Origin of the sequence: Staphylococcus auricularis, assembly GCF_051172115.1 — a bacterium.
Taxonomy (GTDB): Bacteria; Bacillota; Bacilli; order Staphylococcales; family Staphylococcaceae; genus Staphylococcus; species Staphylococcus auricularis_A.
The window spans coordinates 172,827-193,643 of record NZ_JBPIZN010000004.1 but is presented as its reverse complement, the minus strand read 5'-3'; the positions used below and the strand labels follow the sequence as shown (position 1 = coordinate 193,643).

At 38.4% G+C, this 20,817-nt stretch carries 18 protein-coding genes, 1 tRNA gene, 1 other RNA gene and 1 pseudogene; 9 read left to right on the top strand and 12 right to left on the bottom strand.

Going from position 1 to position 20,817, the window contains the following annotated elements:
• Positions 1-489 precede the first annotated feature (489 nt).
• From recR to ACSBRB_RS08710, 8 genes are all read right to left on the bottom strand, one after another.
• Positions 490-1,086: a recombination mediator RecR gene (gene recR, locus ACSBRB_RS08745; RefSeq protein ID WP_059107724.1), complete on the bottom strand. Its 597-nt coding sequence runs from the start codon at positions 1,084-1,086 to the stop codon at positions 490-492.
• Positions 1,087-1,090: 4 nt separating this feature from the next.
• Positions 1,091-1,408, bottom strand: a complete 318-nt coding sequence (locus ACSBRB_RS08740) for a YbaB/EbfC family nucleoid-associated protein (protein WP_059107725.1) — start codon at positions 1,406-1,408, stop codon at positions 1,091-1,093.
• A 210-nt stretch (positions 1,409-1,618) separates the two neighbouring features.
• The gene (gene dnaX / locus ACSBRB_RS08735) at positions 1,619-3,337 is read right to left on the bottom strand and encodes a DNA polymerase III subunit gamma/tau (RefSeq protein ID WP_435032454.1); all 1,719 of its coding nucleotides are present in this window, start codon (positions 3,335-3,337) and stop codon (positions 1,619-1,621) included.
• Between the two features lie 239 nt (positions 3,338-3,576).
• Positions 3,577-3,846: signal recognition particle sRNA large type (gene ffs / locus ACSBRB_RS08730), an RNA gene on the bottom strand.
• Positions 3,847-4,002: 156 nt separating this feature from the next.
• Positions 4,003-4,728, bottom strand: a complete 726-nt coding sequence (treR, locus tag ACSBRB_RS08725; RefSeq protein ID WP_435032453.1) for a trehalose operon repressor — start codon at positions 4,726-4,728, stop codon at positions 4,003-4,005.
• A gap of 26 nt (positions 4,729-4,754) precedes the next feature.
• Positions 4,755-6,395: an alpha,alpha-phosphotrehalase gene (gene treC, locus ACSBRB_RS08720; RefSeq protein WP_435032451.1), complete on the bottom strand. Its 1,641-nt coding sequence runs from the start codon at positions 6,393-6,395 to the stop codon at positions 4,755-4,757.
• 53 nt (positions 6,396-6,448) lie between these two features.
• Positions 6,449-7,888, bottom strand: coding sequence for a PTS system trehalose-specific EIIBC component (gene treP / locus ACSBRB_RS08715; protein WP_435032450.1), 1,440 nt, complete (start codon positions 7,886-7,888; stop codon positions 6,449-6,451).
• Positions 7,889-8,062: 174 nt separating this feature from the next.
• A tRNA-Ser gene (locus tag ACSBRB_RS08710) sits at positions 8,063-8,152 on the bottom strand.
• 265 nt (positions 8,153-8,417) lie between these two features.
• On the opposite strand from ACSBRB_RS08710, the gene ACSBRB_RS08705 reads away from it, so the two are divergent.
• Together ACSBRB_RS08705 and ACSBRB_RS08700 are read left to right on the top strand one after the other, a co-directional pair.
• Positions 8,418-9,530, top strand: coding sequence for a YibE/F family protein (locus tag ACSBRB_RS08705; RefSeq protein ID WP_435032449.1), 1,113 nt, complete (start codon positions 8,418-8,420; stop codon positions 9,528-9,530).
• On the top strand, positions 9,527-10,309 hold the full coding sequence (locus ACSBRB_RS08700) for a YibE/F family protein (RefSeq protein WP_435032448.1): 783 nt from the start codon (positions 9,527-9,529) through the stop codon (positions 10,307-10,309). The genes ACSBRB_RS08705 and ACSBRB_RS08700 overlap by 4 nt, the downstream gene beginning before the upstream one ends.
• Before the next feature lie 51 nt (positions 10,310-10,360).
• Here the strand turns inward: ACSBRB_RS08700 and ACSBRB_RS08695 are convergent, their stop codons facing one another.
• Entirely contained in the window at positions 10,361-11,239 is an 879-nt protein-coding gene (locus tag ACSBRB_RS08695; protein WP_435032447.1) for a GNAT family N-acetyltransferase, read from the bottom strand.
• Positions 11,240-11,384: 145 nt separating this feature from the next.
• On the opposite strand from ACSBRB_RS08695, the gene ACSBRB_RS08690 reads away from it, so the two are divergent.
• Positions 11,385-11,651, top strand: a complete 267-nt coding sequence (locus tag ACSBRB_RS08690) for a hypothetical protein (RefSeq protein WP_435032446.1) — start codon at positions 11,385-11,387, stop codon at positions 11,649-11,651.
• A 103-nt stretch (positions 11,652-11,754) separates the two neighbouring features.
• Here ACSBRB_RS08690 and ACSBRB_RS08685 read toward each other — a convergent pair whose 3' ends face one another.
• Together ACSBRB_RS08685 and ACSBRB_RS08680 are read right to left on the bottom strand one after the other, a co-directional pair.
• Positions 11,755-12,762, bottom strand: coding sequence for a CHAP domain-containing protein (locus tag ACSBRB_RS08685; RefSeq protein ID WP_435032445.1), 1,008 nt, complete (start codon positions 12,760-12,762; stop codon positions 11,755-11,757).
• A gap of 288 nt (positions 12,763-13,050) precedes the next feature.
• Complete coding sequence (locus ACSBRB_RS08680; protein ID WP_435032443.1) at positions 13,051-14,382, bottom strand: sodium-dependent transporter; 1,332 nt, start codon at positions 14,380-14,382, stop codon at positions 13,051-13,053.
• Positions 14,383-14,666: 284 nt separating this feature from the next.
• Between ACSBRB_RS08680 and ACSBRB_RS08675 the strand changes: the two genes are divergently transcribed.
• From ACSBRB_RS08675 to ACSBRB_RS08650, 6 genes and pseudogenes are all read left to right on the top strand, one after another.
• Positions 14,667-15,428: an alpha/beta hydrolase gene (locus ACSBRB_RS08675; protein WP_435032442.1), complete on the top strand. Its 762-nt coding sequence runs from the start codon at positions 14,667-14,669 to the stop codon at positions 15,426-15,428.
• Positions 15,429-15,627: 199 nt separating this feature from the next.
• Positions 15,628-16,928: pseudogene (brnQ, locus tag ACSBRB_RS08670) on the top strand (branched-chain amino acid transport system II carrier protein).
• Between the two features lie 194 nt (positions 16,929-17,122).
• Positions 17,123-17,827: a DUF969 domain-containing protein gene (locus tag ACSBRB_RS08665; RefSeq protein WP_435032441.1), complete on the top strand. Its 705-nt coding sequence runs from the start codon at positions 17,123-17,125 to the stop codon at positions 17,825-17,827.
• On the top strand, positions 17,820-18,746 hold the full coding sequence (locus ACSBRB_RS08660; protein ID WP_435032440.1) for a DUF979 domain-containing protein: 927 nt from the start codon (positions 17,820-17,822) through the stop codon (positions 18,744-18,746). The genes ACSBRB_RS08665 and ACSBRB_RS08660 overlap by 8 nt, the downstream gene beginning before the upstream one ends.
• A gap of 22 nt (positions 18,747-18,768) precedes the next feature.
• On the top strand, positions 18,769-19,407 hold the full coding sequence (gene pcp / locus ACSBRB_RS08655) for a pyroglutamyl-peptidase I (RefSeq protein WP_435032439.1): 639 nt from the start codon (positions 18,769-18,771) through the stop codon (positions 19,405-19,407).
• A 20-nt stretch (positions 19,408-19,427) separates the two neighbouring features.
• The gene (locus tag ACSBRB_RS08650) at positions 19,428-19,799 is read left to right on the top strand and encodes an iron chaperone (protein ID WP_435032438.1); all 372 of its coding nucleotides are present in this window, start codon (positions 19,428-19,430) and stop codon (positions 19,797-19,799) included.
• 142 nt (positions 19,800-19,941) lie between these two features.
• Here ACSBRB_RS08650 and ACSBRB_RS08645 read toward each other — a convergent pair whose 3' ends face one another.
• Positions 19,942-20,682, bottom strand: coding sequence for an alpha/beta hydrolase (locus tag ACSBRB_RS08645; RefSeq protein WP_435032437.1), 741 nt, complete (start codon positions 20,680-20,682; stop codon positions 19,942-19,944).
• Positions 20,683-20,817 lie beyond the last annotated feature (135 nt).

Genomic DNA, 20,817 nt, shown 5'->3' with positions numbered 1-20,817 from the left:
ATTTGCTAAATGTGTTTCTTCAACACTTGTTCAATCAACGATTGAATCGTTGTTTATTGGAATTAACGTTGACATATTGTCATTCAGTTTTCAATGTTCATTTCTTCAACCAACGATAATTAATTATACACGTTTTAACTATTGAAGTCAACACCTTTTTATAATTAATTTGTTAACGTTGTGAGTCGTTTATTTCGTTCGACAAGTAATAACTATACAGGCATTCAACAGCTTTTACAACAGTAAAATTTACACTCGCTTTATATTAGCTTAACATTTCTAAAGGTAATTACTAACCTTATTCCATTCACTATCATCTATTGTTCGTTTTTCCATGGCAAAACAGTTGCATATTCCTCCAACCATCACAATATATCTCCAAAAAACAAACTTATACTTTTCCCAAAAAATTTATAAAAAAATCGGCCAGCTTAAAAACTGTGCCGATCAAAGGTAGAATGAAACCACCTCATGTTTATATCTTATATTTTACATTTCCGTACGACCTGCAATGGCTTTAGATAATGTTACTTCATCAGCGTATTCTAAATCGCCACCCACAGATAAACCTTGTGCTAATCTTGTCACTTTGATACCGATGGGTTTAACCAAGCGAGAAATGTACATTGCGGTAGATTCACCTTCAAGGTTTGGGTTCATTGCTAAAATAATCTCTTTCACTTCTTCATCTTTCAATCGATTGATTAAGCTAGGGATATTAATATCCTCAGGCCCTACACCATCCATTGGAGAGATTGAACCATGTAAGACGTGATATAAGCCTTTATATTCGCGCATTTTTTCCATTGCAATGACATCTTTATCATCTTCTACCACACATATAACCGAACGATCGCGTTGTTTATCCTGACATATATAACAAGGGTCTTGTTCTGTAATATGACCACATTCGCTACAGTATGTGAGCTCACGTTTAACATCTACGAGCGCTTTAGCGAATTGGACTACGTCATCTTCCTTCATATCTAATACATGAAAAGCCAGACGTTGTGCCGTTTTAGGGCCAATGCCTGGCAATTTCATGAAACTGTCAATCAGTTTAGAAATCGGTTCTGGGTATTGCATCTTATCACATTCCTGGAATATTTAAGCCCTTAGTATGTTTGCCTAAACGTTCTTGTGTAAGTTCATCAGCTTTATTCATCGCTTCGTTTGTAGCGGCAACTACTAAGTCTTGTAACATTTCGATATCGTCAGGATCGACCGCTTCTTCTTTGATTTCTACATCAATGACTTCTTTATGTCCTGATACAGTAACAGTGACCATACCGCCACCTGCTGTACCTTGAATGCGTTCTTCTTTTAATTTTTCTTGTTCTTCAGCCATTTTTTTCTGCATTTTTTGCATTTGTTTCATCATTTGTTGCATATTTCCGCCACCGCGCATAAATTACGTCCTCCTTATAATGGTTACTTTTCACTAATGATGTTGTTGTTTTATTATACCGTGCTTTATAAATGTTGTCATGTATCTCTTTATCGACTTAAACGCTTTTTAACCCTCAGTCTTTTCTAAAAGTTCTATATCTATAGCCATCTCACCGCATTCAGGCTTCCATTCCTTTAAAAATAGAAAACGATTTACTACACATGACCATTATTCCTCATCAACTAATCTTACGGTATCTTCACCAAAGAGTTCTTTCGCTTTTTGAGCCACGTCCACTTGCGACTCATTAGTGTAGTCTGTTTCCTCCTCAGTCGTACTGTCAGATTGTGAACGTTGTTTTCTGTTTTGTAGATATTCAGAGCGTACTCTGAGCCATTGATCTGATGGTACCCCAACGACGTTCACTTTCTTATTGATGATATTGCATACTACATTTTCAATACTACTGCGTTTATCATCATCTTTATTCACGATTTCACAGTGAATTTCTTCATCAAACTTCACGAGCACTTTCGTCTCACTCGCAGCTACAGGTTCTGAATTTTGGAGTAAGCTCACAAGCGCTTTTTGATTATTACCTTTCGCATAATCAATCACTTCTTGCCAGTGATCTTTCAATAATTTGATATCTTCTTTATTCGCTTTATCGAGTACTTTGCTGATATCTGTCATCGTATAAGCGCCTTTATATTTCTTACGCCGACTAGTGTTGGATCGAGATGGTTGTGATTGAGAAGATGAAGCCGAAATACCTTGTGATTTAAGTGTTTGGAGTTCATTTTCCAGCTGTTCCATGCGTTGCAATAACACATCATTATTAGGCTCTGAAGCAAAACTTGCCGCTGAGGCTGCTTGAACTTCTTGGGGCTGTGCTTTAATCATTTCTGTCAGCTTAACCAGTAGCACTTCAAAATGAACACTCTGATTCACACTGTAGCGAATTGAAACGAGTGTATCATTTATAATATCAATCATTTTATACAACGTATCGAGTTCAAAATGCATGAGCGCATCATATTGTGTGTCTGTTTGAGACGTCTTGTTCATGATCGTATCACGCACAAAATAAATCATATCGTTGATTAAGCGATTAACCTCTTTACCTTCTGATACAAAATGATGGTAAGTGCTAAATGCATCACGTACATCCCCTTTAACAACTTCATTAAACAGTTCATTTAAGGATGCTTCATCTACACTACCTGTCACATTAAGCGCATCTTGTAACGTCAATCGGTCGTTACCGAAAGCGATTGCTTGATCCATAATACTCAATGCATCACGCATCCCACCTTCTGAAGATTTAGCTACAAATTCAAGTGCTTCATCATCATAGTCAATTTCTTGCGTTTGAGCGACATAACGTAATCTTTCTACGATATCTTCGTGACTGATTGCTTTAAAATCAAACCGTTGTGCACGTGAAATAATCGTTGGAGGTATTTTATGTGGTTCTGTCGTAGCTAATATAAAAATGGCATGTGCAGGTGGTTCTTCGAGTGTTTTTAACAGGGCGTTAAATGCACCTGTTGTTAACATGTGCACCTCGTCGATGATATAGACTTTGTATCTTGATTCACCCGGCGCATATTTCACTTTATCTCTAATATTTCTAATCTCATCTACACCATTATTACTCGCAGCGTCAATCTCAATGACATCGGAGTTTGTCCCCTGCGTGATTCCTTTACAAACAGCACATTCATTACAAGGCTCGCCGTCTGAACGGTTCAAACAGTTAATCGCTTTCGCAAAGATTTTCGCAATACTTGTCTTACCTGTACCACGGGGACCGCTGAAAATATAAGCGTGAGACTGTTTCCCTTTTGCGATTGCATTCTGTAATGTTTTGGTTACATGGGTTTGTCCAACAACATCGTCAAAGCTTTGTGGTCTGAACATTCGATATAAAGCTTGGTAGTTCACTTTCGCACCTCCAATTACAATCCATTCTATTATATCATTGCACATTTATATTTGAATACGATTTACGTTCGTTGGCTGGTAAAAATCATTAAGCTATTTCCTATGGCCACTTCAATTGCTTCTAGCCCAATGCTCATCTCAATTAACCAAAGACAACAAATAAGCTGGAACAACCCGTTGTCCCAGCTTTATCTTTCATATCTATATTCATTATATTATCTTCATACACAATAAAAAAATCGTGCACCTTTGTATCGAATGTGCATCATAAACGTTACCAAAACCGCCAGCTAAATCTCGGCGACCCTACGGCACATATGATGATCCACTTAATGCTGCTTCCGTCAGGACCTGACATGGTTCATGGGTTCATATTGCATAGGACCGAAATCTTCAAACACCGCGTGTTTTGGGCAGACTTCACAAAAACACATCCTCAACAAAGGGATTAAGCCTTGCATAAAGCGGCTTTCAAGTTCAGGGAACCGCTACCTCCCCGCCTAGCACGATAAGTCATATAATACTATAATTTCGCTCACGTTTGCAAGCTAAAACTTTTATTTTTTGTAAAGGACATGTAAACCGCTCGTTCACAAACTGATTCCGCTTAAGATGAATCAAAACTACTCAATACACTAACGCTACCTCAGCTCACACAGCATCAATTATTCAGAACGACGACGCGAAAAATCATTAAATTGAAATTCAGTCGCTAAATGTTTTGAAATGTTGTATTGAAATTTGGTCGTATTTTCCAGATAAACTACGCCACGCACCGTAGCCGTATAAGGTGGATTAATCTCCCCAAAATATTGATATTCTTGATCACCAAATGGTTCAAACGTAATCGTTTTATTAGAGTAACTGATTTTCCGACCTAAATCATGCTCAATATAGTCATATATCGAATCCTGGGCAATAGCTTCAGTTAATCTCGGCACAATCTCCGTGAGAAAATAATCTTCATCTATAATCTTGGTTTTATTCTCATAATGACGCAATCGGATCACATGCCAAAGTTGTTGTTCCGCAGTTAGATCGAGCGCATGTTTCACGGTAGGCACATCGATGGCTTTCACCATTTCTAATACTTTCACTTCTGTATCATAAGTTCGTCCGAGTTCTGCTTGTACTTCTTTAAAGCTTCTAAGGTCTGCTAAAGGGAATTCAGTCATCCCTTGGTAGATCACGACAGAACCCTTTCCTTTAATCTTTTGTATTTTACCATCATTCGATAACATGTTTAACGCTTTTCTGACTGTTTCACGTGACACGTTATAGGTCTTCGCTAGTGATGGCTCTGAAGGAAGTTGTTCGCGGTAGCTATAATCTCCCTGTAAAATATCTGCTTTCAACGCTTCATATATCGTAATAAATTTCTGTTGACCCATTTACTTTCACACTCAACTCTATTGATTTATTGATCGATTACAATGGCTCCATAAGCTGGTATCTTACCTTCTGCTAAAAGATCAGGTTCATTTTCTATCACGGTTTGTCCTGTCGTATCTAAATCTTCAGGTATGGCAACCGCTTCATTAGAAAAGTTTGCGATGATTAACCAGCTCGTGTGTTCATCATTTCGTCTGTAGATAAACAATTGATCGTGTGCCATATATAACGGTTCTATATTACCATAAGTCACAACATCATGGTTATGTCTGAGTTGAATGAGTTTGCGATAGGTTTGTAAAACGGATTGTTCATCACTGATCGCTTGCTCAACATTAATATCCTTATAATTATCCGAAACTTCAATCCAAGGTTCTCCCTCAGTAAAGCCTGCCTGTGTGCCGTCATGCCATTGCATTGGTGTTCTCGCATTATCGCGTGATTTTTGAGCTAAGATACGCATGATTTCTGGTTCACTTTTACCTGCTTCTTGTAGTGAATCATACGCATTGAGGGATTCTACATCTCGATATTGGTCCAGTTTGTTAAAATGAGGGTTCGTCATTCCTATTTCTTCACCTTGGAAAATGTAAGGTGTACCTTGTAGCATGTGCAGTACAATCGCTAACATTTTCGCACTGCGTTGGCGCATCGCTTCCGTTGAATCATCCCCAAAGCGACTGACGATGCGGGGCTGATCGTGATTACACCAGAAAATAGCATTCCAACCGCCACCTTCATAAATCCCGATTTGCCATTCGATTAAAATCTCTTTCAATTTATGAAAGTCGAGTTGGGATTCAGTCCATTTTTCACCTTCTGCGTAATCCACTTTTAAATGATGAAAGTTAAATACGCTATTTAGTTCTTGCCGTTCGGGTTGAGTGTAACGAATGCAATGATCAATAGTTGTAGATGACATTTCTCCCACCGTCATCATCTCTCGATCTCCAAATGTAGCCCTGTTCATCTCGTGAATAAAATCGTGAACCCGTGGCCCATCCGTATAGTACTCTTTTCCAATCGCATCAGAATCTTCAAATCGATCTTTAGAAATGAGATTGATGACATCAAAGCGAAAGCCGTCGACACCATATGACATCCAATATTTCACAATATCGTATAGTGATTGCCGTACTTGTTCATTTTCCCAATTAAGGTCAGCTTGGCTCACATCAAATAAGTGTAAATAATATTCACCAGAATTCGGTTCATATTGCCAAGCATTACCACCGAATTTAGATTGCCAGTTGGTAGGTGGTTCGCCATGACATCCTTTTCTAAAGAAATAATAATCACGATACGGGCTTTCAGGATCAGCCAGTGCTTGTTGGAACCATGTATGGTCTGTCGACGTATGATTAAACACGATATCCAACATCACTTTCAATCCGTGCTGATGCGCTGTTTCTAACAATCTTTTAAAATCTTCTAACGTACCGAATTGTTCATTGATTCGATAATAATCACTAATATCATAACCGTTATCATTCATTGGAGAAGGATAGATAGGGGTTAGCCATATATAGTCTACGCCTAAATACGCTAAATAATCTAATTTATCAATAATGCCGTTAAGATCACCTTGACCGTTACCTGTCGTATCGTTGAATGATTTCGGATAAATTTGGTATACGACAGATTTTCTCCAATCTGTTTGCGACATCCGTGCTCACCCTTCCTTTCATTTTAAAACGCTTTATACCATGCGGGTTTAAATTATTCATCTACCATTTTCTTCACTTTATCATTACTAAAGTTTGAGAATATGATTGTTAATGCGGCTGGCACTACAACTGCAATCAATGTGACCACGAGGTATAATCCCCAATATTCACTGCTGATAGATATAATCGCAGGCACACCACCGACACCTACATTGCCTAAGACACCACTGGCACCAACAATCGCACCAAGTACGCCTGATGTAGAGATGGCAGCGAGGAATGGATATTTCAATGGTAAGTTTACACCGAACAATGCAGGTTCAGTTACACCAAGTAACCCTGAGATACCTGACGTTAACGCTAACCCTTCCTCTTTAACCATTTTATTTCGCTTGTAGACGTACCATGCACCGAACGCTGCGGAACCTTGGCATATATTGGAAATCGCGAGGATAGGCCATAAATACGTACCATCTAAATCGCTACTCATAAGTTGGAAGTCCACTGCTAAGAACATGTGATGTAAACCGGTAATGACGAGTGGTGCGTAGAAGAAACCGTATAATGCGCCACCTAACCAGCCAGCGTAATCAAAGATAAACACCACTGCATTCGTGATACCAGCACCTAGCCACAATGCGATCGGTCCAATCACGATAAATGAAAGGAAACCTGTAATGAGCAATGCGACCGGTCCAACGACGAGCATTTTAATCGTATCATGGACGACACGATTCAATAGTTTTTCTAATTTCGCTAATACATAAGTGGCTAATAAGATAGGTAACACTTGGTTTTGATAATTCAGTTGTTTAATTTCTAAACCAAAAATATTCCACGTTGGAATGTTACCTTTCGCAATTTCAGATTGGGGTACGAGTTGCGGATTCATCAAAATGAGCCCTAACACCAAACCAAGGATTGGGCTCCCACCAAATACACGCATACTGCTCCAACCGACTAAAGCAGGTAAGAATGTAAATGCTGTATTCGCAATGACTTTTATTATGTCAGCAATGTCATGTAACTGAGGAAATTGTTCTACCAACGGTTGCGGGCCAAATAGATCTTTCATCGTTAATAAGTTATTAATCCCTAATAACAAACCAGCTGTCACAATAGCGGGTAGGATTGGAATAAAGATGTCCCCTAAAAGTTTAATAAAACGTTGTAAGGCATTTCCCTTTTTCTCCTCTTTCTCACCAGATTGCGTATCGGATGATTTCCCAGAATCATCACTCATCCCCGTTTGTTCAGCGAACCGCGCGTATACTTCATCGACTGTCCCGGGTCCAATGACGATTTGATACTGGTCATCCGCTTCAAACTGTCCCTTGACTAAGTTATTTTCAGCAAGTAAATCCGCATCTACTTTGCTTTTGTCTTTCAACACTAACCGTAAACGTGTCACACAATGGGTCGCGTATTGAATGTTATCTTTCCCACCAATCGCTTCCACGATGCGTTCGACGTCCTTTTTCTTTACTGCCATACCTTTCACTCCCTTGCTATCGATTTCATAGAAAGTATAACCTGTCTATACAAGTTTTGCAAAGGCTTTCACTCAGAAAGATAAACGCATACGTCAATTTAAATTAAGACAACAAAAAATCCTCGTTATCACAACGTTGTCATTAACGAAGTATAACGAGGATCTCGCATATAGCGGAGGAAGAGGGATTCGAACCCCCGCGGGCCGTTAAGCCCCTGTCGGTTTTCAAGACCGATCCCTTCAGCCGGACTTGGGTATTCCTCCATGTATCAAGTTCATTGATATCTTATAACAATTGAATTTCTAAGTCAATTATAATTTTACCCAAATTTTAAACTACTTTAACACTTTTTACCTAAAATGAATCTTAATACTTATAAAGTGCAAGGTTATTGTATAAGAGGATGCGTGACAGAGATAGTTGAGCGTCTTGTCATGCGAAAGTCTGACCGATAATGCTTTGAAAAACAAGATTTTCAAGCGTATAATCACATTGACTCAACACATTCCTACAGTAAGAAGGTGGAAAATGTTACGTAAACAATTAGGTTCTGGTCCGTTTAAATGGTTTATCGCTATTTTTACCGTAATTTTTATCGCATTGTTTATTTTCACTTTTTTCAATGAAAAGTTTTACAACATCCCTATCGGACAAATTGAATCTATCGAGCATCAACAAACAAAGCAACTCAATGATGAACATAGCAATAAAGATACGCAACATGATGAAATCTTAACCATCAAATTATTAAATGGTCAGTTTGAAGGTGAAACCACACATCTCAAACACAGTTATGTTGAATCCCAAGCTGACAGTGAACAATATCACGAAAACAACAAAGTATTATTACATATGGACAAATCGCCAAGTGATGCTTATATTATTGAACAAAAACGTGACTCCTTGATTGTCGCAATAACAGGTATATTTCTCATCACGTTACTTGTTGTCGGACGTAAGGTAGGCTTACAATCGATTATCTCATTGATCTTAAATACATTAGCAGTGTTGATTGCCATTTATATCAATACGCTCAATTCAAACATCAATTTATTCCTATTAATGTGCGGCGCCGTGGTCATCTCGACGATCATTACCTTGTTATTAGTCACAGGTTGGCACACTCGTACGCTCGTAACGATCGTGAGTACCTTGCTTGGCACCTTTATTTGTATCGGCATCACACAACTCGTCATTGTCCTTACAGGTGGCGAAGGACTCAAGTATGAAACGATGGACTTCTTAACGATGCCACCCACAGAAGTCTTTCTCGCTTCGGTATTAATCGGCTCACTCGGTGCTGTGATGGATGTGGCGATTACGATTGCGAGCGGGATGTATGAGATCTTGCGTCGTAATCCCAATATTTCCCTCACGCGTTGGGCACTCGCTGGTCGGAACATTGGTCAAGACATTATGGGTACGATGACCAACATCTTACTCTTTTCCTATTTATCAGGAAGTTTACCGATGATTCTTGTTTATTTAAAAAACGAAAACACGATTACGTATACCATTTCAATGAATTGGTCACTTGAAATTGCTCGAGCGATTACAGGGGGTATCGGTATTGTACTCACGATACCAATCACTATTTTACTCATGCAACTCTGGTTCAAATGGCGAGGTGAACGCGTATGAGTGCAATGACAATACTCGGCTTCATTTTATTCATCGTAATGATCATTTTCGGTGGTAAAAAAGGACTCATCTCATTCTTGACGTTGTTCCTTAACTTTATTATCTTGCTTATTTCAATCATTGCGATTATGTTCGGCGCACCGATTTATTTAGTGACACTCATTTTCTCAATCGCCATCTCAGCATGTAACCTCTTCGTATTAAACAGCTACAATACGAAGACACTCGCTGCATTTATTTGTACGTTAATTACGTCCGTGATACTAATCACTGGCATTTATCTATCCATCTCGATTGGTAATTTACAAGGCTTTACGACAGAACAACAGGATGAAACATATGTATATTCAATGAATATCGGCATAGACATGGTTAAATTCATGGTATTTTCAATCGTGTTAGCAGTCATTGCAGCTGTGATTGATTTAGCCATCACGATCAGTTCGCCAATGTACGAATTATACGAAACAAAACCAGAACTGACACGCCGTGAACTATTTGATTCCGGCATGCGGGTTGGTCGTGAAATATTAGCGACATCTGCAAATACGATTTATCTAGCCTATTTAGGTGGACAACTAACGATTTTCATTTGGTTCTTTAAATTAAACTATTCATTTGACCAAATCATCAACTCTAAATTGTTTGCGCAAGAATTTGTTTCCATCTTACTTGGAGGCATTGCAGTCGCGATCAGTATTCCAATCACTGCATTCATTACCGCATGGCTCATTAAGCGCCAGCCTTCACGTAGCAATTCAACTCAAAAAGAAGAATAGCTTCAATAAATAGCGTAGACCCCTACTGTTAAAGTGGAGCCTACGCTATTTTTATATCTCACGTTTCATAATATAAACTGGTCGTCCTTCTGCAGTTGTCTCACCAACATATTGATAATCACATTCCTCGTATAGTTGTTGTGCTCTTTCATTGTCATCATTCACGGTCAAATAGACCTCATTGATATCTGGAAAATGACCATGAATATATGATGGTAATTGTTGTATCACTGCTTTCTCATAGCCATGGCCCCGTTCATTAACATCTATACTGAATGAACGGAAAAATATGGCATGTGGGTTATCCGTATAAGGCGCCACACCTTCTCCCCTATGTAGTGTAAAAAATCCAACGCACTGTTGTTGTGCATTATAAATGAGGGTCGGATACCGCTCATCATCCGTTTTAGCAAGCTCGATATTATCCATCGGCGTTTTCGTAAACTTGCGATCACTCGACGCTACTTCGATATCTTCAACGGTGTCGTAAAGTGTGTCATCATATGGCACAAATTGTATAGCTGCTTGTTGAGTCAGACTTTGTTCAATCCATTGAATCACGGCTGGCGCAATCAGTGATGTTTCTTTTTTATCAATCCATTTTATATCTGTAATTTCGTGTTTCGGTTCTATTCGGTCCCAATCATATTGACCCGTTGTGCGATAACAATTTAATTCTGTAAACTGATTTTTTTGAGGATAAGCAGGTCCTACGACTTGGCCTAAAAACTCTATCTCATCTTCATTTAACTGGACGTTCAGCTCTTCCTTGATTTCACGTTGTAGCGCTTGGATTTGAGATTCTCCATCATCTATTTTACCACCCGGGAAATAATATTTATTTCGATGATGCGCCTGTACTAAAAGGAGTTGGTCCTCATTTTCAACTACTAAACAAACGCATCTAATGCACGATGGTGATTCCGTCATCCTACATGTCTCCTTTCTATAACTCTGTATTTCTAGCTAACCATCAATTTATACGATATCTTTATGTTGTACCTCTCAATGCCAACATACTACTATATTCATGTTATAATAAAATGACAACTTATTGCACAATGGAGGTATAGTTATGGCAAAAAAATCTAAAGTAGGACGTCTTTCAAGCATCGTTAATCTCGCTAGTGGTGCATTGGAAATCTATACACGCGTAAACCGTTCTAATAATAAAAATTTACTTTACCTTAACTTAGGTGTAAGTACATTAAGCATCGTGTTAGATTCATTTACATCTATCAAATCACCACATAAAATCAGAAAATTATGGTCTATCTTTACCCTAGGTTTATCTATGTATCATGCGTACAATCGCTATAAACAAATTAAAGCGATGGATTAATACACGCGCTTCAAAATTCAAAAAGATAGAAAAAAGGCCGGAACTTCAAACGTTGTCGCGATTGCTTCAGACGTTTCGTTCTGGCCTTTATTTTTTATTTAAATTAATGGATATATTTATATTGTGATACTTGGTATGCAGGAATCGTACGGTAAGTCATGATACCTGGCGCTGCACTGTAGTTCATTTCTGAAACTAAAATGCTACCATCATTGTTTACGCGTTCAACAAACGCTGCATGACCATAGTAACCTAAATCAGATTGTAAGATAGAACCGACTGTAGCTGTATGGTCTACTCTGTAGCCATCGTATACTGAACGGTCGTCCCATGTGTTTGCGTTACCCCAGTATGTGCTGATGCCTTGTCCTACTTCTGCTCTTCTATTAAATACATGCCATGTGCATTGTCCCCAGTCGTATAAGTTAGGGTGATTGAACACAGGTGAATTACCGCGTGTATTTGTATTTGAAGTAGAAGTTGATTGTTGAGATGTAGAAGCTTTACCTGAAACTTTTAATTTTTGTCCTGGATAAATTAAGAAGTTTGAAAGCCCATTTAAGTTCATAATTTGTTGATAGCTTGTGTTAAATTGAGCTGCGATAGAAGATAAAGAATCTCCGCTTTGCACCGTATATGTAGTTGTTCCTCTATTAGAACTAGATGATGTGCTTGGCTTAGCTTGAGACGTAGATGAATTGGCAGAACCAGATACTTTTAATTTTTGTCCCGGATAAATGATCGTACTGTTCAAACCATTTAATTGCATGATACGTTGATAGCTTGTGCCATATTTTGCAGCGATGCCAGATAGTGAATCACCTGATTTCACTGTATATGTAGTCCCTGTGCTGCGACTTGTCGTTGAATGACTAGATGATGAATTTGAACGTGAACCAGATACTTTTAATGTTTGATTAGGAAAAATCAAGTTGCTTGATAAATTGTTCAATGATTTTAATTGATTAACAGACATATTGTATTGGTTGGCAATCGTCCATAATGATTCACCACTTTGTACTTTGTGAGTTGTAGTCGCTTGTGCGTCTGTACCCACGACTGCCGCAACTGCCCCAGCCCCAATCGCGGTAGCAATGATTTTATTTCTCATTCTCTATACCTCCTATATCTCTGTGGTTACCTTCTTGTTACTGCTAACATCTTTATTATACGTGGAAATATATTTTGAAACCATATAAATTAGATGACATTATGATTACATTTCGTAGTAAGATCCTTTACAAAAACGCCTCATGCCAGTATTTATAAGAGGTTAGATACAATACGTAGTGCCCAGCTTTCCTTAAATATGAAAGTATCCTAATACCTCAACTCACATTTTCCCAATAAAAATAAAGTACTAGAACCCGTTGTGGCTCTAGCACTTTATCGATATCTATTAAATTAATTGTACGATGAATACGACGATGATAACGACCGGTAAGACGAACTTCACGAGGTAGTACCATGGTCCGAATAATTTAAAACGATCAGGTCCAAAGTATGTGCGCAAGGCTTGTTTATCTAATAGGTAACCTGTCACTAGTGTCGTACCTAAAGCGCCTAATGGCATTAAAATGTTAGACACAAGAAAGTCCATATTATCAAAAATAGTACCGGCTGCGAATTGAATAGAACTCAAGCTACTGAATGAGAGCGTAGCTGGAATACTGATGATAAACACAAGAATACTTGCGATGAATGCTACTTTCGTACGTTTACTATTATCATTTTTAGTAAAGTTAGAGACGTTCAATTCTAAAAGAGAGATTGAAGACGTCAATGCTGCAAACAAGAACAAGATTAAGAAAATGAAATAGAAACCTGTGCCAAACGCCATTTCATCAAACACTTGTGGTAGCACTTTAAACAACAGTCCTGGCCCTTCTGTTGGTTCATAGCCAAATGCGCCAATCGCTGGGAAGATCGCTAAGCCAGCTAATACAGAGACGAGAATATTCATAAGCACGATAGATAATGCGGATGTTTTAATCGTCATTTCTTTCGATGCATAGCTCGCGTATGTAATCATACCTGTTGTCCCGAGTGACAGCGTAAAGAAGGACTGGCCGAGTGCAAAGAGCACCGCGTCCATCGAAATGTCTTCTGTACGTGGTTGTAATAAGAATTTAAGCCCTGACATGGCACCGTCTAACGAGAGTGATTTTGCGACGATGATGATGAGGAAAATAAACAGCAACGGCATCATAAATTTAGATGCTTTTTCTAAACCGGATTCCACACCAAACATCACGATAATCATCGTTAATAAGATGAAGACACCTTGACCGACGATCGTAATCCAAGGATTTCCTATGACTTGTTCAAATTGAATGTGTCCCAATGGGCCTTGCTCAAATCCTAAAATCTGCATGAAGACATGGGCAAGATAAATGACAATCCAACCACCAATGACACTGTAGAATCCAAATAGGATGAAAACAGCTAAGTTCCCGTTCCATCCAATGATATTCAACCATTTTTTATTGGTTAACTTCTCATATATTTTTGTTGTATACGTCCGTCCCATTTTCCCTATCGCAAATTCCATGATAAGTAATGGAAGGCCAACAATTAAGGTGAAGAGTAAGAACATAAATAAAAATGCGCCCCCACCATAAATACCGGCCATATATGGGAATTTCCACATCGCACCTAGTCCGATGGCTGAACCGGCACTTGCAAGGATAAAGCCCGTAGACGTCTTCCATTGAGATTGTTTCTGCATCATAAGTCACCTTCTAACGATCGCTCTTTGTTATTTTAACGCTTCTATGCGTTAAAGCGAAATAGTAATGTAATAACATTTACTATATCATTTTTTACACTTAGACTCAACAACCATTTTTAGATTTAATCTGCAAAAGTGGATGATGAAAGAGCTCACGCCTTTTAAAATTCGCATTACTACAGCAGAACTTGGACTTACTTTAGTTGAAGTCGTTTCAACGAAAGTTTATATTGCTTTATATACGAAGACAAACTATTAATTTTAAAACAAAGGGCGTGACTCAAGTGGCAATATTATCAATGAACTACCATTCTCCAACTCTAGGCATGCATCAACACTTTATGGTGATCCTACCTGAAGATGCAACATACTTTGATCTGAACCAACAACCGAAACAGTTAAAAACATTGTTGTTGTTACACGGACTCTCTAGTGATGAAACGACTTATATGCGTTATACAAGTATTGAACGTTATGCCAATGATCATCAACTCGCAGTGATTATGCCTAATGCTGATCACAGTGGTTATAGTAATATGGTTTATGGTCATCGTTATTTTGACTACGTGCTAGAACTCTCAGACTATTTGCATCAAATCTTGCCATTATCTACTGCACGTGAAGATAACTTTATCGCAGGACACTCTATGGGAGGCTATGGCACAATTAAGTTCGCCCTTACCCACGGTGAACGTTTTGCAAAAGCAGTGCCGTTATCTGCGGTCTTCAGCGGAGAAACATTAATGAATTATGAATGGACAGATTTCTCAGGTGAAGCGATTGCGGGAGATCCTAAACAAGTCATCGGTACGGCATTAGATCCTTACCATTTAGTCGATGAAGCATTAGAACATAATAAACCGATACCTCAATTATTGATTATGTGCGGTACAGAAGATGAATTATATGAAGATAATCAACAATTTTTACGATATTTAGATGACAAAGGCGTTAATTATCAATTTGAAGATGGCCCAGGTGAGCATGACTATGCATATTGGGATAGAGCCATCGAACGTGCCATTCAATGGTTAACCGAAGCATAATTTAACGCATGTCCACGTCAGAGCGTTCCTACTAAAAAGTACGGAGCGTTCTTTTTTTATGCCGTTTTGTATTTAAAATAACTATAAATCTATCTTAATTACACTTCTGTTCAATATTAATATTGAATTTATTCATGCTGTATGTTAAATTAATAATGTTTTGTAAAGTTAGATTTTTCTAAAAATTGGGGTATTTAAAATGAAACGGTTTATCTTTATTTCAGGATTAATGTTATTTTCATTTTTCTTTGGTGCAGGCAACCTCATCTTTCCACCGATGCTAGGTTATACCGCACAACATCATATGTGGATTGCAATGGCTGGATTTGCCATTACAGGTATTTTATTACCTTATATTACAGTCATCATTGTCGCTCATATGAATGGCGGCGTAGAGAGTGTGGGTAATAAAGTACATCCAATCTTTGGTACAATCTTTGCGATCTGTATCTATTTATCCATCGGGGCGTTATACGGTATTCCACGTGCGGCAAATGTCGCTTACGAAATCGGAACGCAACATATTTTACCCGTACATAACCAAGTTACATTGATTATATTCTCTATTATATTTTTCTTAGTGGTCTATCTCATATCACTTTATCCGAATCATATCATTGATAACTTAGGTAAATATTTAACACCCGCTTTGATTATCATCATTGCAGTGTTATGTGTCTTAACCATCATCAACCCAGATTCACAAATTGGTAATCCAACGGGTGAATACGCAGATACACCGGTTGTATCTGGTATTCTTGAAGGTTACTTCACGATGGATCTCGTTGCGGCGCTTGCCTTTGCGGTTGTCATTGTACAAGGCTTTAAAATGAAAGGCATCACCGACCAAAAACAACTCGTTAGCAGTGTAGCCAAAGCAGGATTGATTTCAGCACTGTTACTTGTAGTCATTTACTTTGCGCTAGCATATGTCGGTGCTACGACTGGCAAACCTGGTTTTACAGATGGTACCCAAATCCTCACGTATAATTCTGTACGTGTCTTCGGTACTTTTGGTAACTTGATCTTCGGTGTCATCGTTATCCTTGCTTGCTTAACGACTTGTATTGGCTTAGTGAACGCATGTGCTGCCTTCGCAGTGAAAAAATACCGAAATTGACTTATAAATGGTTCGTGTTAATATTCTCAGTTCTCGGCTTTCTTGTTTCAACGTTAGGCTTAGAATTAATCTTGAATATTGCCGTACCGTTACTAACATTCATTTATCCAACATCTATCGTGTTAGTTCTCGTGTCATTTGTCAGTATCTTTATTAAAATTGATTTCAAATACGCATATATTATTCCAACGATTTCAACACTCATCATTTCAGTAATGCAAATCGTGAATGATTTCAATTTAGTTCCATTTATCGCCCGTATTTACCAATGGTTGCCACTCGCAGATATTGAACTCGCATGGTTAATACCATTTATTGTTTTATTCATTATTGGCGGTATCATAGACTATTTCAAACAGCCTCAACCACAACATTCATAAAGAAAAATGATTCCATGAGCGCTTTAGTGCATCGTACATCTATCAAATGATTGATAGATTGCGACATTGAAGCGTTTATTTTTTGTTAAAAACAATATTTTATTTTTACACTTTTGTGTTGATTTCATAATCGTGGTAATATTGAGAAAATTAGTCGTTATATAATTTAATATTTTTCTATTGGAGGGATCATCATGGAATGGATCAAATTAATAGGCATTGTCATTATTATTTTAGGCTTTTTATTTAAGTTTGATACCATCGCTGTTGTTTTGATTGCAGCACTTGTTACCGTACTCGTTTCTGGTATGGACTTCACAGAAATACTTTCAACACTGGGCGAAGCATTTATTGACAATCGCCTTGTCACACTATTTATTCTCACGTTACCAATCGTTGGCTTGATAGAACGCTTTGGTTTGAGAGAACAAGCCACACGTCTTATCGGTAAGGTGCGAAATGTCACCACCAGCCGCTTACTTTCAATCTACTTACTCGTACGTGAAATTGCTGGACTTGCATCCATTCGTATTGGTGGTCACCCCCAATTCGTGCGACCACTCATTAATCCGATGGTACAAAGTGCCCTACGTACGAAATATCATATCAAAGAAGAAGATATCGACGATAAAGATATAGAGAAACTCAAAGCTGAAGCCTCTGCTATGGAGAATTATGGTAACTTCTTCGGGCAAAATCTATTTGTCGGTGCAGCCGGTATCTTACTCATGGTCGGTACATTTAAATCACTCAAAATTGATGTGAACGCGATAGATCTCGCTTTAGCTTCAGCGCCAATCGCCATCATTACTTTCCTACTCGTTTGGGTGAAAAATATAAGCCTCGAACAGAAATTAGCTAAAAAATATAGTAAGCGTGAGGTGACGAAAAATGAGTGAGACAACTTTAAATTACATTATTGAAATCTTTTATATATTGATTGGCTTACAACTACTGTATACTGCTTACCGTGCATTAACTGCACCCAATAAATCTAAACGTGTAGGTACAGCACTTTTTTGGACGATTTTAGCAGTGTTGTTCATTGCAGGGCCTTACATACCTAACGTGATCAACGGCATCTTAATCCTGCTCATGGGTGGACTCACTTTATTCAAACAGGTCGCCATCAAAAATATTGTAGATGTTACAGAAAAAGAATCCACACAAGGTGCCAAGCACTTAGGTAATAAATTGTTTATACCAGCTATTGTGCTGGCCATCGTCGCAGTGATTGTTTCAAACTGGACGCCACTTGGAGGTGCGATTGGTCTCGGAGTCGCTTCTATTGCAGGGCTCATTGCTGCAGTGATGATCATCAAACCTAAGCTCTCATATGTCATGTATGATAGTGATCGCTTAACCCAACAAGTCGGAACTGTAGGTATTTTACCTCAATTTTTAGCAGCTTTAGGTGTATTATTTACAGTGAGTGGCGTGGGAGATGTTATCTCTAAAGGGATTGCATCATTTTTACCAGAAGGCAATCATTTACTCGGGGCAGCTGCTTATATTATGGGAATGGTCCTATTTACTATGTTAATGGGTAATGCTTTCGCAGCTTTCACTGTGATTACTGCGAGTATAGGGATTCCGTTTGTCATCGCACAAGGTGGTGACCCTGTCATAGCTGGCGCCTTAGCTATGACGGGTGGACTCTGTGGTACGTTACTTACACCAATGGCAGCGAACTTCAATACATTACCTGTTGCATTGCTCGAAATGAAAGATGAATTTGGCGTCATTAAAGCCCAATTCCCTATCGCACTATCTCTCATTATCGTCCACATCGTGTTAATGTATTTCTGGGCATTTTAAATATAAATTGAGAGTGATTTAGATGAAAATATTAGTCACAGCATTTGATCCATTTGGAGGCGAAAAGACGAACCCTGCACTTGAAGCCGTTAAACAATTAGATGGTCGTATTGGGGAGCACGAAATCACTAAACTAGAAATACCTACGATTTTCCAAGAGTCGGTTGAACCCATTAAAGCACAACTTTCCCAACAACACTTTGATGTGGTGCTTGCTATCGGTCAAGCTGGCGGACGCTATGCGCTCACACCGGAACGCATTGGTATTAATATCGATGATGCACGTATTGCAGATAATAAAAAGCAACAACCTATCGATGAACCGATTCAATCTGATGGTGCAGCGGCCTACTTTTCTAATTTACCTGTTAAAACCATGACAGAAGCGATTAAAAAAGAAGGTATTCCTGCTACTTTATCTAATCCAGCTGGCACGTTTGTGTGTAATCACATTTTATATCAATTAGGATATCTCCATGCGACAAGTCATCCTGAGATTCAATTTGGATTCATCCATGTGCCATTCACACCTGATCAAGTCACAGATAAACCTAATACACCATCTATGGCTTTAACTACCATTGTAAAAGGGTTAACTGCGGCCATTGCTGCAATTTCAACTGATGAAGATACAAAAGTTGCTCTCGGAGAAACACACTAACGTGATTGATGGAGGACCCCATGCATACATTTGAATCATTTTTACAAACCATCGAAGACGCAGATCACAGAGAGAAATTAGCGTCGCTTTTTAATTGGATACAAGATACGTTTCCACAACTTGAGACGATCATCAAGTGGAACCAACCTATGTTTACGCACCATGGTACGTTCATCTTCGGATTAAGCAAAGCGAAAGCACATTTTTCTTGTACGCCTGAAGCAGAAGGTATGAAACCCTTTGTAAGACGCATTGATGAAGCAGGCTACACTCACACAGGCAATCTCTTTCGTATAAAATGGACACAGGAGATTGATTATGACTTACTACAAGATATGATTCAATTTAATATTGATGATAAAGCAGAATGTCAGACATTTTGGCGTAATTAAAACATAAAAAAGACCGAGCATAGAGATTCGTGAAATTGTGATGTAACTTTAATGAGGTTATGAGGGCTCTTTCCTCAAGTACGCATCACATCCAAACGAATTAGCTAATACTCGGTCTTTGATATTATTCTTGATTAATATTTTAACGATAATCTTCTAAAAAGGCGATGGCATCCGCTTCAACCTCAGCATGACCTTTTCCTTGTGTCATCAAGTGTTTACAATCTGTATAACCTTGTAATTCTTTATCTTCATGATTGATGTTGTCGTAGATAAATTGCGCACTTTTCTCATAAACTGGTTCATCTTGTTTACCATATTTAATCGCTACTGGTGCTTTAATTTGATCCAAGTGATCCATCGTATCTTCTGTCATGACTTTGAATTGATTTAATCCAGGTTCGTAGTCTTTAATCTGAGCAATCGCATCCTCAATTTCTGATTCACTCATCCCCATGAGATCTCCCATTTTTTGACCATAATACGTTAATCGATCCGTTAAGCCGGCAACATCTTTTCGGTAAGGTGTAGACATCACTAATACGGTTTCAATATCTACATTTTCAGCTAATCTCAAAGCGAGAATACCGCCTAGAGAGACACCCATCACACTGATATGACTGTAACCTTTATCCTTCAACCACTGATAGGCCGCTTTGGCATCGTCCCACCAATCATTGATATCATATTGCATCAACTCAGTGAGCTTCAATCCATGCCCTTTGTATGGGGGCACATAGCATGTGAAGCCTGCTTTATTCAATTTGTTGGCTAATAATTTTACATCTCGAACCGTCCCTGTGAATGAATGAAGTAATAATACTGCATGATCGGATAATTCACCTTCTAAAAATATAGGATTCGGTTGTTTAACGTTTATCATTCTTTGTCACTCCAAAATGAATTATTCTCCTTTATTGTAACGAATTTTTAACTTTTAGGCATAAATGCAAACCCATAAACGATAAAAAGTGGAGAAGCACACGCTCCTCCACTCATCGTATATATATTGTTTCGA